The sequence below is a fragment of the Streptomyces blastmyceticus genome, from assembly GCF_039521185.1.
Lineage (GTDB): Bacteria > Actinomycetota > Actinomycetes > Streptomycetales > Streptomycetaceae > Streptomyces > Streptomyces blastmyceticus.
In genome coordinates, this window is sequence record NZ_BAAABW010000021.1 from 22,456 (window position 1) to 35,495 (window position 13,040).

Consider the following 13,040-nt stretch of genomic DNA (forward strand, 5'->3'; position numbering starts at 1 on the left):
GGTGCCTGGTCCGGTCGCAGGGACCCGGAAACCTCCGCGAAGTCGCCCTTGAACCACGGGACGGACGGCGGCCCGGCCGCCGCCGCCCCTTCGTCGCATGCCACCCCCCGAACCGGCAGCGATCACCTTGGAGGTCGCCCCCGTGCAGACCCGGACCCCGACCCGGCCCCAGACACCGACCCTGCCTCCGGCGGAGCCGGCCCCGGCCGTGCCCCAGCAGGCCGAGCCGCCCGGCTGTGAGAGCCTCCCCGACGAGGCGTCCTCCGCGCCCGGCCCCGAACCGGGACCGCCACCGGACGCGCGCGGCACCGCGCGCACCGGGGCGTCCCGCGCTGACGAGGCCGGTGACGAAGCATCGCACGCCGAGAGCTCCCGCGCCGATACCGGCGGCCCCTCCTCCGACCTCTTCCGTCAGTACCTCCGCGAGATCGGCCGGATCCCGCTCCTGTCCGCGGCCGAGGAAGTGGACCTGGCCCGCTGCGTCGAGGCCGGTCTCTTCGCCGAGGAGAAGCTGGGCAGCACCCCCGACCTCGACTCCCAACTCGCCCTGGACCTCGACCGCTTGGTGGTCCTCGGCCGGATGGCCAAGCGCCGCCTGATCGAGGCCAACCTGCGGCTCGTCGTCTCCGTCGCCAAGCGCTACATCGGCCGCGGCCTCACCATGCTCGACCTGGTGCAGGAGGGAAACCTGGGCCTGATCAGGGCAGTTGAGAAATTCGACTACGCCCGGGGCTACAAGTTCTCGACGTACGCGACCTGGTGGATCCGCCAGGCCATGTCCCGGGCGCTCGCGGACCAGGCGCGCACGATCCGCGTCCCCGTCCACGTCGTCGAGCTGATCAACCGCGTCGTCCGCGTCCAGCGCCGCATGCTCCAGGAGCGCGGCTACGAACCCACCGCCGAGGAGGTCGCCGGCCAGCTCGACCTCACCCAGGAGCGGGTCAGTGAGGTGCTGCGGCTGGCCCAGGAGCCCGTGTCGCTGCACGCGCCCGTCGGCGAGGAGGACGACGTCGCCCTCGGTGACCTCATAGAGGACGGCGACGCGGCCTCACCCGTGGAGTCGGCCGCCTTCCTGCTGCTGCGCGAGCACCTGGAAGCCGTCCTGTCGACCCTCGGCGAGCGCGAGCGCAAGGTCGTGCAGCTGCGGTACGGGCTGGCCGACGGCCGCCCCCGCACCCTGGAGGAGATCGGCCGGATCTTCGGCGTCACCCGCGAACGCATCCGCCAGATCGAGTCCAAGACCCTCAACAAGCTCCGCGACCACGCCTTCGCGGACCAGCTCCGCGGCTACCTGGACTGAGCCGCCCGAGGCTCTCCTACTGGAACGCCCCGGGGTGGGACTGCTCGCGCACGGTCACATACTGCTGCCGCACCGCCTGCCCCACCGGCACCTCCTCGCCCGTGGCCTCGAACACCTGGCTGGCCGCCGCGGGCCACAGCGGAGGCTGCTGCGGCGACAGCGTGCCGTGCTGGACGCCCAGCGCCCAGGCCGCCTGCCGGGCCGCACCCAGCGCCGCGTAGTCCGCGGGCTGCGGGACGACGACCTGCGCGCCGAACAGCGCCGGCGCGATCGCCTGCACGGCGGGCAGCTCGGCCGCGGCGCCCAGCAGGAACACCCGCCGCACCTGCACCCCGCGCGTGCGCAGCACGTCGAGGGCGTCCGTGAGCCCGCAGAGCATCCCCTCGAACGCGGCCCGCGCCAGGTGCTCCGGCTTCATGCTCTCGCGGCGCAGCCCGGTCAGGCTGCCCGCCGTGTGCGGCAGGTGCGGGGTGCGCTCGCCCTCCAGATAGGGGAGCAGCACCAGTCCGTACGACCCGGGCGAGGACCGCAGCGCCAGCTCGGACAGGCCCGCCAGGTCGGTGCCCAGCAGTTCGGCGGTGCCGCGCAGCACCCGGACCGCGTTGAGGGTGTGCACCACGGGCAGGTGCATGCCCGTCGCGTCCGCGAAGGAGGTGATGGTGCCCGTGGGGTCGATGAGGGCCTCGTGGTGCACGGCGAAGACCGAGCCCGAGGCGCCCAGGGAGATCACCGCGTCGCCGGGGCCGACACCGAGCCCGAAGGCGGCGGCCATCGTCTCGCCCGTGCCCGCCGAGATCAGCAGCCCCTCGGGGGTGTGCCCGGCGGGCTGCGCGGGGGCGAGCACGTCCGGCAGCGTCACCGGGTGGCCCAGTGCCAGCTCCGCGAGGTCCGGCCGCCAGGACCCGGTCGCCGCCGACCAGCAGCCCGTGCCGGAGGCGTCACCGCGGTCCGTCGTCCGCCGCTGCGGCCGGCCCAGCAGCTGCCAGACCAGCCAGTCGTGCGGCTGGAGCACCGCGGCCGTCCGCGTCGCCGACTCCGGTTCGTTGCGCGCCAGCCAGCGCAGCTTCGCCAGCACCTGACCGGGCTGCGGCACGGACCCGACGGCCTGCGCCCACGCGGCGCGGCCGCCGAGCGCGTCCGTCAGATCGGCCGCCGAGGCCTGCATCCGCTTGTCGTTGCCGAGCAGCGCGGGCCGGACGAGCACACCGCCTGCGTCCAGCGCGATCAGCCCCTGCTGCTGCGCGGAGACGCCGATCGCCTGCACGCCCTCCAGCAGCCCGCCGGCGGCGGCGTCGCCGAGCGACATCAGCCACGCCTGTGGATCACCTTCGGGGGAGGAGGGGTGCGGTGCGTACCCCTGACGGAGCACGGCACCCGTCTCCGCGTCGCAGACGACGATCCGTGTGCTCTCGGTGGAACTGTCCAAACCGGCGACTATGCCCATGCGGTGATGATGCCAAACGGTCGCGCTCCGGCCGTCATCCGGTCAGGTGTTGCTGGTGCCCCAGTCGTCCTCGGCGGCCTGGCCGCGCTCGCGCAGCGAGCGGACCCGGTCGCTTACGGCCCCCGGCAGCCGGTCGCCCACCCTGTCGAACGCCTTGGCGGCCATGGCCCGGCTGTTCTGCGCGGCGGACTCCGCCGTATTGCGGACCGCGGGGTTCTGGGCCACCCGCTGTGCTCCCTTGCGCAGCTGTTCATACCGCTCGCGGCCGGCCCGTGCGCCGAGCACGTACCCGACGGCAGCCCCGATCATGAACGTCAGCCGGTAGCGCATCGCGCTCCACCCTTCCCTCGGATCCCTCGCGCCCCACGCGCTCCGCGGGGGCCGCCGGGCTGTGCTCCGCGCCTACCCGCCGGGTGCGAAGGTCACTCCCGAGGTACCGATTGGCGGAGCACCCCCCTGCTTGCGCTAATGTATGTGTCGCAGCGAGCGCACGCCGCCCGGAAGACCGGACGGCAGAGCATTCGAGGCACACGCAGCAATCCCCTGTAGCTCAATTGGCAGAGCAGCCGACTGTTAATCGGCAGGTTACTGGTTCGAGTCCAGTCGGGGGAGCGCGATCCCCTGTAGCTCAATTGGCAGAGCAGCCGACTGTTAATCGGCAGGTTACTGGTTCGAGTCCAGTCGGGGGAGCCAACAGATCAGGACCCCGCGAGGGGTCCTTTTTTGCGTCCGGCGGGAACCAACCCGGCGTGATCGAAGTCCTCATGGTCAGGTCGGTCACGCAATAAGGCCCCACCAGGGCAGCAGATCGTATGAGCAGCTATGCTGCGGCAGACGGCGCGCACAGATGTGCGCGACGCGCCGTGAACGGGGCGGTAGCTCAGCCGGTTAGAGCAGCGGACTCATAATCCGTCGGCCGTGGGTTCGAGTCCCACCCGCCCCACTTTGCGGCTCAGGTGCAGAAACGTTGCGACCTGGTCTTACGAGGCCCCGCCCGAAGTTTTCGGGCGGGGCCTCGTGCTGTTGGCGCCTTTGCGTGAGCCCGAGGTGAGCCCGGCAGCGCGGCCGGGTGTGACCCGCGTCACGGGAACGGCTGTCCGTGGGCGGACAAGACTGGGTGTGAAACATTCGATGCACGACCGCATAAGGGGCGGCGACCCCGGCGCGTTCCGGCAGCTGTTCGACGAGCACGCGCGGCTCGTCCACCGGCACGCCGTACGGGTGACGGGCGACTGGGCCCTGGCCGAGGACGTCGTCTCGCTCACCTTCCTCGAGGCCTGGCGGCTGCGCGAGAAGCTGCGGGACGAGAACGAGAGCGTACGGCCGTGGCTGATGGGCATCGCGGTGAACGTACTGCGGAACACCGCCCGCGCCGCCCGCCGTCATGAGCGGGCGATGGCCCGCCTGCCCGCGAGAGAGGCGCTGCCCGACTTCGCCAACGAGCTCGTCGGGCGGATGGCCGACGCCGAGGAGCTCGCTGCGGCCAAGGCGGCCCTGGGCAAGCTCCGCAGATCCGAACGCGAGGTCGTCACCCTCTGCGTCTGGTCCGGCCTGAGCTACGCCGAGGCGGCCGAAGCGCTGGACGTGCCCGTGGGCACCGTGCGCTCGCGGCTGTCCCGGGCGCGCGCACGGCTGCGCAAGCTCGCCGAGCGCGAGCTGCGGCAGAAGACCGCCGACACCCCCCGGCCGCTCCGGCCCGTATACGACGCCCCCGCCCCGGCCCGCCCGAAGAAGGAGGAACGGAACCGATGACGACCGACCCGAAGCGGCGCAACGACCCCTTCAAGGGGGAGCCGTTCACACACGAGTCCCTCGACCACGCCGAGTTCGGCCTGCTGCTGCCCGCGCCCGGTGACCCCGCCCTCCCGGCCGACCGGCACACGCTGCTCAAGGAGCACCTGATGGACGAGATCACGCGCACCGCCCCGGCCCCCGCTCGTCCCCGCCTCCGCCGCACCGCCTGGATCGCCCTCCCCGTCGCGGCCACCCTCGTCGCGGGCGCCGTGGCGATCGGCCAGTGGGGCCCGGGTGCCGGTGCCCACGAAGACGTACGGGCCGGTGGGGCCACGGCGGAGCCCGAGGTGCTCAGGCTGGAGCCCGGCACCACCGAGGGCCTGCCGGCCGCCGTCGAGCGCATCTCGCTCGCCGCCGCCAAGCAGCCCGCCCTGGAGCCCCGGGCGGACCAGTTCATCTACGTCGAGAGCAAGGTGTCGTTCCTCAGGAGCGAGAACAACAACGGCGAGGAGAAGAACTGGATCACCCCGCTCCACCAGCGGCAGATCTGGAAGTCGCCCGACGGCACCAAGGGGTTCCTCTACGAGCCCGGACACGGCCTCATCGACAAGAAGGGCGAGGACCTGGACGACGGCGAGCACGGCACCGGCGACAACCGGCACTCCTACAACAGCGTGAAGGCGCTGCCCACCGACCCCGAAGCCCTGCTCAAGCGGCTCTACCAGGGCGGGAAGCCGGGCGACCACGACGCCGACTGGATGGCGTTCAAGGAGATCGGGCAGCTGCTCCAGGAGCAGATCGCGCCGCCGTCGACCAGCGCCGCCCTCTACGAGGCGGCCGCCAGGATCCCGGGCGTCACGCTGGTCGACAAGACCGTGGACGCGGCGGGCCGCCCCGGTATCGCCATCGCCTTCACCATCGGCGACAAGCGCAAGGAGTGGGTCTTCGACAAGAACACCTACGACTACCTCGGCCAGCGCGAGGTCCTGCTCAAGGCGGCCTACGGCATGGAGCCCGGCACGGTGACCGGCCAGACCACGGTCGTCCGGCGCGCCGTGGTCGACGCGAAGAAGGAGCTCCCGGACGGCAGGAAGGTCTGAGGGGCCAGGGCCGCGTCAGTTCTCGGCGAGCACGATGACGTGGTCCCCCTCGCAGAGGGTGACGGGCCCCGCCTTGGGCGGGTTGAGGAACACCCCGTAGGACGGCGGCTTGTCGCCGTCGCGCCCGAGGCGGTAGCCGATCGCGGTCTCCCCGCGTTCCCGCGCCGCGGCGATGACCGTCGTGAAGTTCACCTCGGCACCGGGCCGCAGATAGTTCGGCGCGGGCTTGAGGTAGATCTCCGAGCCCACCGGGTCGAAGAGGTCGCCGAAGACCCCGTACAGATCGCGGTTCTCGGCCAGCTGGGTCAGCAGCAGACAGGTCAGCTTGGTGCTGACGATGAAGTCGTCGGCCTTGGTGACCTGGGCCACCTCGCGGTTGCTGTCGTCGTTCATCTCCGTGACGATCGAGTACGGGTCGCCGAGCCCGACCTCGATGTCCCGCAGGTGCAGCAGCGTCACCAGCGTCCGGTCGTCCGCCAGATCGGGGTCGACGCTCTCGTCCGAGAGCACGACGATGTGCTGGTAGCCGCCGAGACCCAGCGCCTCCAGGGACTTCCTGTTGGTCGGCTCGCAGTGCTGATAGCCGACCGTGAGGCAGCACCGGGGCGCCTGAAGTTCCTCCGTGGGGCGCTCCGGCGCGGCGACGTCGATGACCGAGCCGGGCCGTACGAGCTGGTCCAGCAGGCTGATGATCTTCGGTGCGCGGGAGTTCCAGCCGATCAGCAGCGTGCGGTCCGGTGCCGGTGGGCGGCGCGGCACGGAGACGATCGCGGGGGTGGCGACCTCCGGCCGGCGGTCGGCGAGCCGGATGAGGAGGTCGTCCTCGGCGACCAGGATCACCTCGTCGTCGGCGCCGATCACGGTGTCCATGCCGGGGTTGACCAGCACCTGCCCGTCCGGCCTGCGCAGCCCGATGGGGATGCCCAGGTCGTAGCGGTCCAGGGCCGCCCCGTAGGTCGAACCGGTCAGCGCGGGTTCGCGGCGGATGTAGATCTCGTTGCCGAAGAAGCTGAGCAGCTCGTCGCAGACGGCCGACAGGCCGGACTGGCGGTGCGACTGCACCACGAGCCGTACGGCGAAGTCGTCGGCGTCGACGACCAGTCCGGAGTCGCCCGCCGCGAGCCGGGCGACCGCGAGGTTGTCCGACTCCTGCACCGCCGCGACCACGGGCGGCCGCGGGCCTTGCCACGTGCGGTTGTTCAGCAGCAACAGCACCTTGATGACACTGGTGTCGCGGTCGTCGCCGACCGGCGGCAACACCATGATCGACTTGGCGGTGTCGGGGCTCACCAGCTCCAGGTCGGCGCGTTTGAGGGGGTTGCCGGAGCGGCAGATCACATGGGTGCGGCCCGTCTCGGGGACGCGCTGCCGGATCTGGTCGTCCATGTCGACCTTGTCGCGGTCGGCGAGGATCACGACACAGGAGCGGCGCTCGCTCTGATTGGCCTCGACCAGCTCCGCGACCACCGTGAACACCTGCTCCGACCAGCCCAGCACGATCGTGTGCCCGCGCTCGATGAGACGGGAGCGGCCCTTGCGCAACTGCTGGATCCGGCTGTCCAGACCCGTCGTCAGCACACCGATGAGCGCGCTCACGATGAAGATCCCGCCGATGGTCACCGTCAGCATGAGGAAGAGGAACAGCGGCGCGCCCTTGTCGCCGCCCATGGTCCCGGGGTCGAGCGTGCGCAGCATGCTCATCCACGCGACGCCCACCCAGCCGCCGTTGGCCTCGGTGTCCTCGTCGGTGAAGGCGACCACCAGCGCCGTGATCACCCCGATCAGCACCACCGAGGCCAGCGCCAGCCAGCCGATCAGGGCGGGCGTCCCCCGGTCCATGGTGCCGTCGAACCAGTACCGCAGCCGGTCCCGCAGCCTTACGCGTCGCACTCGCTTCCGCTCCTGTCCTCGGGATATGTCCGCGTCGGGGTGGGCCGATATGGGGACATGACGGCCCCTGAGTGATCATTTACGGGGCCGGGGCGGGTGCTCTCCCGTCCGGTCCGCGCAGGTATGTGCTCCGATACGAAACGAGGCCGTCTCCCGTGAACCCCCGCACCACCCGTACAGCCCTCGCCGCGGTCCTGCTGGCCGCCGCCCTGGCCGGATGCTCCTCGGCCGGGGACAAGGGAGGGGACGACAAGGACAAGGGCCGGCCGGGCACCGCGCGGGCGGCCCTGGCGGAGCTGCCGGTGAAGAAGGCGGCGTCGAAGTCCGGCTACGACCGGGAGGCCAAGTTCGGCCCGGCGTGGTCGGACTCGACGTCCGCCCCCGGCTCGGGCAACTCCTGCGACACCCGCAACGACATACTGGCCCGCGATCTGACGGACAAGAAGTTCAAGAGCGGCTCGAAGTGCGTGATAGACGCGGGGACGCTGGCGGACCCGTACACCGGCGGGAAGATCCACTTCGAGCGCGGGCGGAAGACGTCGTCCGCGGTGCAGATCGACCACATCGTCGCGCTGTCGAACGCGTGGCAGACCGGGGCGCAGAAGCTCCCGCAGGCGCGGCGCGAGGCACTCGCGAACGATCCGCTCAACCTGGTGTCCGCGGACGGTCCGGCGAACATGGGCAAGGGCGACAAGGACGCGTCGGCCTGGCTGCCCGCCAACAAGGGGTTCCGGTGCACATATGTGGCCCGGCAGGTGGCGGTCAAGAAGGCGTACGGGCTGTGGGTCACCCAGGAGGAGCGGGACGCGATCGGGAAGGTTCTGGAGGGCTGCCCGGGGGAGGCGCTGCCGGGCGGTGACGCTAAGGGCGTCGCGCTGCGGTAAGTGCCCGGTGCCCCGGCCGGTGTCGTGGTCACGGGGAATGGCGGGGCTCCTGGAGGGCCGAGTGGAGAAAGGGGAGCACGCCGCGTTCCAGCAGGGCCTGCTGCCATGCCTGCCGGGAGCGCGCCACTGCCGTCTCCGCCTCCGGCTGCGCCTCGTCGTCCGGGGCGGAGCGCTGCCGTACCGCCGAGACCAGCAGCGCCGCCGCCGCGGCGGCCGCGGTCGTCGCCGCGACGACGGCCGTCGTCCAGCCCGCGGTCACCAGTCCGTCCGCGAGGTGCTCCTGAGTGCCGGTCAGCCGCAGCCCGTAGCCCAGCAGCAGGAAGGCCGCGGCGGCCACCGCCGCCAGCGTCGGCACGAGCACGCCCAGCGCCCCCAGCAGCCCGCCGCCGAAACCGGGCACCGACCGGCCGCCCGGCGCCGGCGGGGGCGGATCCTGGGGTGCGGTGGTGCGCGTCCGGAGGTACGCGCGGTACTCGTCGGCCGCCGTGGCCGCGATCTCCGCGCGGGCCCGGAGCGCCATCGTGCGCAGCTGTTCGGCGCTGACCGGCGCGGTGCCGCCGCGCACCGCGTCCCTGATCTCGGGGAAGTGCAGCGCCTGTTGAACGACGTGTTCGAAGTCGGGTGTGTCCTCCACCCTCAAGTGGTCCAGACTGTCCATGGGCGTCCCCCGATTGCGTTGGCGTGACGGACTCCATGAAACTTCCCCAGTTGCGCAACCTCTAAAGTGTCTTGGGAGCGCGGGGATCGCACGGCGGTGCGGGGCGTGCTTCCGCGCTCGCCTTGATCGAGGGCCGGGGCGCCGGTACTCTCCTCCGGCCTGTGCCGCAGCGGCCGCCACGGCCAAGGAAACACGCAGGTCACGACCGTCTACGGACCGTAAGGACAGAAACGAAGATGATGCACCGGATCGCACGCTCGATAGTCGGCGCCTTGGTCGTCGCGATGGCCGTCATGGGCCTGACGGCCACGGCGACCCACACGGCTGCCGCGGCCACCGCGATCCGCCCTGCCGCGGCCGCGGGACCGGCCGACGCGTCCACGAGCGCTCGGGGCGATGCGTCCCGGACGACCGCCGCCGCCCCGGCGACCGTCGAACTGGCCTCGAAGCACGAGAAGAAGAAAAAGAAGGGCTTCTTCGCGAAGCTCGGCAAGTTCCTGCTGATCGTGGGGATCCTGATCGTCCTGTTCCTGGTGCTGCTGATCGTGGGCATCATCTACGCCGCGAAGCGGATCTTCAGGCGGCGTCGGGGCTGATGTGCGTTGTGGGGGGCACGTCCCTTCGGGCCGTGTCCTCAATCGCCGGACGGGCTTGGACTTTCTGCCCGTCCGGCTTTTTGGTGCGGCCCGTGCGGTGTGACCACCCTTCGTCAGGCAGGCATCCCGAACGCGTCGCGTGCGCTTCGTCGCCAGCGGTTGCCGGGCAGGCCGGGGCGTAGCCATGTGAACGAGCTGCAGTATTTGGTGAAGACGGCCGGGCGGATTCCGTAGGTGTGCAGGAGTCGGTCGGCTTCGGTGAGGTGGCCTGTGGTTTTGGTTTCGACCAGGACAAGTGTGGTGTCGCAGTGGGCGGTTCGGTGGGTGTGGAGGTCGTGGCAGGTGAGTCCGGCGTCGCAGGTGATGCGTTCGCCGTCGGCGACGAAGGTGGCGCGGAGGTAGTCGGTGCTGAGGGAGGGGTGCAGTGCGGTGGGTGCGTCGATGCCGTAGGCGTGGTGGAGGGTTTCGGTGAGGAAGGTGCGGCAGGGGGTGTCGAGTGGGGTGGTGGTGCCGGTGAGGGGGCGGCGGTGTTTGACGGTGTCGCCGCGGCTGCCTTTGAGTTTGATCTCGAACTGGCGCTCTCCGGTGTCCTGGTAGAGGCGTTCGCGGATTTTGAAGCGGAGTCGTCGGCCCTGGCGGTGGTCGTGGAAGGAGCGTAGCCGGGGGGTGTCGTAGTAGACGGAGTGGTAGCGGAAGGTGCGTCTGCCGTCGATGGTCAGGGCCCGGAAGGGGCCGCCGGGCCGGCGTGGGTCGGTCAGGTGTCCTGCCATGCGCAGGAAGACCGGGGCGGGGACGAGGTAGCTGCGGTCGAAGCGTGCGAGCAGTGCGGACCGGGCGTTGACCTCGGCGAGCGGGATGGGTTCCGTTGCGTGGGCGGCCTCGGTGATGGCCCGTACGGCCGCGGGGCTCACACCGACTCCCAGGCGGGTGCCGTGCTGCGGGCCGGTTCTGCGGGGGCTGCCCGGCGGGCGCCCGCGCCCTGCTCGGGTTCGCGGTAGCGGACGTCGACGACGGTCAGGTCGCGTACGAAGTCCACTTCCATGACCGTCCAGTTGAGGGGCTCGCCGAGCCGCCGGGCGAGGTCGGCGCGCAGCGCGGCGGGGTCGCTGTGGACGGCGTCGAGGGTGACGACTGCGCGGCGGGTGCGGGCGAGCAGCCGCGGGTGGTCGGCGACGTAGATGACGAGCAGCAGCACGGCGCTCAGCCCGGCGGTGAGGCCGAAGGCCAGGTGCGGCAGGCCGCAGAGCAGGCCGAGGACGAGCGTCGTGAAGTAGTACGCGACCTCCTCGTGCTGCACGGAGTCGGAGCGGAGCCTGATGATCGACAGCACGCCGAACAGGCCGAAGCCGAGCGCCGTGCCACCGGCGCCGCTCATCTCGGCCAGCGCGGCGACGACCGTGAACAGGGCGACGTTCAGGGCCAGATAGGCCGGCACCAGATCGCGGCGCCGATGGCGCGGGTAGTAGACCGCGAAGGTGAGCAGGCAGACGGCGACGAGGTCGAGCCCCAGATGCGCCGCGAGGTGCCGGAAGGAGTCCATCGCTTCACTGCTCTCTGTGAGTGGTCGGGTCTCTCCCGTGCGGACGGGGAAACGCGGGACACGGAGAACTCTGGGTGAACAAGTGCTCGCTTATGAGTGAACAATGCGAATCCTTGATGGAGGCGGAACGCGAGTGTCCGGAACGGCACCGGCCGTGACGCGTTCGACGTTCTTGTGAAGGCGCGCCCCGCCCCTCGACCGGATGACGGACCACGTCGCGGGGCACGGAAGGAATAGCGCCCGGCGCTGCCTGGTTGGCCGTGCTGGGGTACTCGACCGCGAGAACCGGAAGCAGGTAGTCACGCATGGGCAGCAGCACGGTGGAGCTCACCAAGGACAACTTCGACGAGATCGTCTCCGGCAACGGATTCGTGCTCATCGACTTCTGGGCGGAGTGGTGCGGCCCATGCCGGAACTTCGCCCCCGTCTACGAGGGGGCCGCCGGGCGCCACGAGGACCTGGTCTTCGCGAAGGTCGACACCGAGGCCCAGCCCGAGCTGGCCGCCGCTTTCGAGATCCGGTCGATCCCGACCCTGATGATCGTGCGGGACAACATCGCCGTCTTCGCCCAGCCCGGCGCGCTGCCCGAGGCCGCGCTGGAGGACGTCATCAAGCAGGCCCGGGCCCTGGACATGGACGAGGTACGGGCCTCCGTGGCCGAGGCGCAGGCCGAGCAGGGCGGGGAGCAGCGGACCGGTGAGTGAGCTCCTGCTGGTCCGGCACGGCGAGACCGAGTGGAGCCGCTCCGGGCGGCACACCGGACTGACGGACATCCCGCTCACCGAGCACGGTGAGCAACAGGCGGAGGCGCTGCGTCCGCTGCTGGCCGGGCGGCGGATCGCGGCGGTGCTGGCCAGCCCGTTCAAGCGGGCCGTACGGACCGCCGAGCTCGCGGGCCTGGACCCTGAGCCCGACCCCGACCTGCACGAATGGGACTACGGCGGCTACGAGGGCGTCACCACCGACGAGATCCACCGCACCCGGCCCGAGTGGTACCTCTGGGACGACGGCGTCCCGCCCGGGGCCGCCGGGCACCCGGGGGAGACGGCCGCACAGGTCGGCGCCCGCGCCGACCGGGTGCTCGCCCGGATCGCCCCCTTGCTCGGGGACCCCGACGGCGGGGACGTGGTGCTGGTCGCGCACGCGCACTTCCTGCGGGTGCTCACCGCCCGCAGGCTCGGCCTGCCGCCCACCGCGGGTGCCCTCTTCCGGCTGGACACCGCTACTGTCAGCCGCATCGGCACCGAGCACGGGCGCCCGGCGCTCGTCGCCTGGAACCTGCCCCCGTCCGCGGACAGCGGCCGGGGCCGGGGCGACGAGCGTGTCGGAACCGGGCCCGGAGCCGTGACCGGCCGATGATCGGTGGCGGTCGCAAGGACCGTCCCCGATCTTGATATGACCCATTGCTTCCATGGAGGAACGACAACGTGGCTACGACCCGCACCGCGCACACCGTCTGGGAAGGCGAACTGCTCAAGGGCAGCGGCACCGTCACCTTCGACTCGTCCGGCATCGGCGACTACCCCGTCTCCTGGCCGTCGCGAGCCGAGCAGGCCAACGGCAAGACCAGCCCCGAGGAGCTGATCGCGGGCGCCCACTCCAGCTGCTACTCGATGGCCCTCTCGCACGGCCTGACCGGCGCCGGTACGCCCCCCACCCGCCTGGAGACCAAGGCGGACGTCACCTTCCAGCCCGGCGAGGGCATCACCGGCATCCACCTCACCGTCCGCGCCGAGGTGCCGGGCCTGGACGCCGAGGCCTTCGCCGCGGCCGCCGAGGACGCCAAGAAGAACTGCCCGGTCAGCCAGGCGCTCACCGGCACGACGATCACCCTGACGGCCGAGCTCGTCTGAGCCAGCCGTCGCTGTGAGGCCGGGGGTCGTGTGACTCCCGG

General features: G+C 71.4%; 14 protein-coding genes and 3 tRNA genes. 11 read left to right on the top strand and 6 right to left on the bottom strand.

Annotation, left to right across the window (positions count from 1 at the left end):
- Nucleotides 1–97: 97 nt before the first annotated feature.
- Nucleotides 98–1,300 (top strand): RNA polymerase sigma factor, encoded by a 1,203-nt coding sequence (locus tag ABD269_RS18810; protein ID WP_344119250.1) that lies wholly within the window; start codon nt 98–100, stop codon nt 1,298–1,300.
- A gap of 16 nt (nt 1,301–1,316) precedes the next feature.
- On the opposite strand, the gene ABD269_RS18815 is transcribed toward ABD269_RS18810, so the two are convergent.
- The gene (locus ABD269_RS18815) at nt 1,317–2,744 is read right to left on the bottom strand and encodes an FGGY family carbohydrate kinase (RefSeq protein ID WP_116211682.1); all 1,428 of its coding nucleotides are present in this window, start codon (nt 2,742–2,744) and stop codon (nt 1,317–1,319) included.
- A gap of 42 nt (nt 2,745–2,786) precedes the next feature.
- Complete coding sequence (locus ABD269_RS18820; RefSeq protein ID WP_344119253.1) at nt 2,787–3,074, bottom strand: YtxH domain-containing protein; 288 nt, start codon at nt 3,072–3,074, stop codon at nt 2,787–2,789.
- Between the two features lie 209 nt (nt 3,075–3,283).
- Here ABD269_RS18820 and ABD269_RS18825 point away from each other — a divergent pair.
- From ABD269_RS18825 to ABD269_RS18845, 5 genes are all read left to right on the top strand, one after another.
- A tRNA-Asn gene (locus tag ABD269_RS18825) sits at nt 3,284–3,356 on the top strand.
- A 5-nt stretch (nt 3,357–3,361) separates the two neighbouring features.
- Nucleotides 3,362–3,437 (top strand) — tRNA-Asn (locus ABD269_RS18830).
- Nucleotides 3,438–3,613: 176 nt separating this feature from the next.
- Nucleotides 3,614–3,687: transfer RNA gene (locus ABD269_RS18835), tRNA-Ile, on the top strand.
- Between the two features lie 188 nt (nt 3,688–3,875).
- Nucleotides 3,876–4,496: an RNA polymerase sigma factor gene (locus ABD269_RS18840; protein WP_344119255.1), complete on the top strand. Its 621-nt coding sequence runs from the start codon at nt 3,876–3,878 to the stop codon at nt 4,494–4,496.
- A complete protein-coding gene (locus ABD269_RS18845) occupies nt 4,493–5,578 on the top strand; it encodes a CU044_5270 family protein (protein ID WP_344119257.1) in 1,086 nt (361 codons plus the stop codon). The genes ABD269_RS18840 and ABD269_RS18845 overlap by 4 nt, the downstream gene beginning before the upstream one ends.
- A gap of 15 nt (nt 5,579–5,593) precedes the next feature.
- On the opposite strand, the gene ABD269_RS18850 is transcribed toward ABD269_RS18845, so the two are convergent.
- Nucleotides 5,594–7,468 carry a CASTOR/POLLUX-related putative ion channel gene (locus ABD269_RS18850; RefSeq protein ID WP_301887582.1) on the bottom strand — a complete coding sequence of 625 codons (1,875 nt, stop codon included), beginning with the start codon at nt 7,466–7,468 and terminating at the stop codon, nt 5,594–5,596.
- 155 nt (nt 7,469–7,623) lie between these two features.
- On the opposite strand from ABD269_RS18850, the gene ABD269_RS18855 reads away from it, so the two are divergent.
- Nucleotides 7,624–8,352, top strand: coding sequence for an HNH endonuclease family protein (locus ABD269_RS18855; protein ID WP_344119260.1), 729 nt, complete (start codon nt 7,624–7,626; stop codon nt 8,350–8,352).
- 28 nt (nt 8,353–8,380) lie between these two features.
- On the opposite strand, the gene ABD269_RS18860 is transcribed toward ABD269_RS18855, so the two are convergent.
- Nucleotides 8,381–9,010 carry a hypothetical protein gene (locus ABD269_RS18860; RefSeq protein ID WP_344119262.1) on the bottom strand — a complete coding sequence of 210 codons (630 nt, stop codon included), beginning with the start codon at nt 9,008–9,010 and terminating at the stop codon, nt 8,381–8,383.
- A 236-nt stretch (nt 9,011–9,246) separates the two neighbouring features.
- On the opposite strand from ABD269_RS18860, the gene ABD269_RS18865 reads away from it, so the two are divergent.
- Complete coding sequence (locus ABD269_RS18865; protein WP_344119264.1) at nt 9,247–9,606, top strand: hypothetical protein; 360 nt, start codon at nt 9,247–9,249, stop codon at nt 9,604–9,606.
- Nucleotides 9,607–9,719: 113 nt separating this feature from the next.
- On the opposite strand, the gene ABD269_RS18870 is transcribed toward ABD269_RS18865, so the two are convergent.
- Complete coding sequence (locus tag ABD269_RS18870; RefSeq protein WP_344119266.1) at nt 9,720–10,517, bottom strand: polyphosphate polymerase domain-containing protein; 798 nt, start codon at nt 10,515–10,517, stop codon at nt 9,720–9,722.
- Nucleotides 10,514–11,146 (bottom strand): DUF4956 domain-containing protein, encoded by a 633-nt coding sequence (locus tag ABD269_RS18875; RefSeq protein WP_116211530.1) that lies wholly within the window; start codon nt 11,144–11,146, stop codon nt 10,514–10,516. The genes ABD269_RS18870 and ABD269_RS18875 overlap by 4 nt, the downstream gene beginning before the upstream one ends.
- Before the next feature lie 305 nt (nt 11,147–11,451).
- Between ABD269_RS18875 and trxA the strand changes: the two genes are divergently transcribed.
- The 3 genes from trxA (at nt 11,452) to ABD269_RS18890 (ending at nt 12,999) form a co-directional block, all read left to right on the top strand.
- Entirely contained in the window at nt 11,452–11,850 is a 399-nt protein-coding gene (gene trxA, locus ABD269_RS18880) for a thioredoxin (RefSeq protein ID WP_301887587.1), read from the top strand.
- Nucleotides 11,843–12,505, top strand: coding sequence for a histidine phosphatase family protein (locus tag ABD269_RS18885; protein WP_344119270.1), 663 nt, complete (start codon nt 11,843–11,845; stop codon nt 12,503–12,505). The genes trxA and ABD269_RS18885 overlap by 8 nt, the downstream gene beginning before the upstream one ends.
- A gap of 68 nt (nt 12,506–12,573) precedes the next feature.
- Nucleotides 12,574–12,999 (top strand): OsmC family peroxiredoxin, encoded by a 426-nt coding sequence (locus ABD269_RS18890; RefSeq protein WP_301887590.1) that lies wholly within the window; start codon nt 12,574–12,576, stop codon nt 12,997–12,999.
- Nucleotides 13,000–13,040 lie beyond the last annotated feature (41 nt).

Coding starts and splice junctions, on each gene's coding strand:
- ABD269_RS18810 (WP_344119250.1), top strand. CDS start 98: ATGCCACCCCCCGAACCGGCAGCGATCACCTTGGAGGTCGCCCCCGTG.
- ABD269_RS18815 (WP_116211682.1), bottom strand. CDS start 2,744: ATGGGCATAGTCGCCGGTTTGGACAGTTCCACCGAGAGCACACGGATC.
- ABD269_RS18820 (WP_344119253.1), bottom strand. CDS start 3,074: ATGCGCTACCGGCTGACGTTCATGATCGGGGCTGCCGTCGGGTACGTG.
- ABD269_RS18840 (WP_344119255.1), top strand. CDS start 3,876: ATGCACGACCGCATAAGGGGCGGCGACCCCGGCGCGTTCCGGCAGCTG.
- ABD269_RS18845 (WP_344119257.1), top strand. CDS start 4,493: ATGACGACCGACCCGAAGCGGCGCAACGACCCCTTCAAGGGGGAGCCG.
- ABD269_RS18860 (WP_344119262.1), bottom strand. CDS start 9,010: ATGGACAGTCTGGACCACTTGAGGGTGGAGGACACACCCGACTTCGAA.
- ABD269_RS18865 (WP_344119264.1), top strand. CDS start 9,247: ATGATGCACCGGATCGCACGCTCGATAGTCGGCGCCTTGGTCGTCGCG.
- ABD269_RS18875 (WP_116211530.1), bottom strand. CDS start 11,146: ATGGACTCCTTCCGGCACCTCGCGGCGCATCTGGGGCTCGACCTCGTC.
- trxA (WP_301887587.1), top strand. CDS start 11,452: ATGGGCAGCAGCACGGTGGAGCTCACCAAGGACAACTTCGACGAGATC.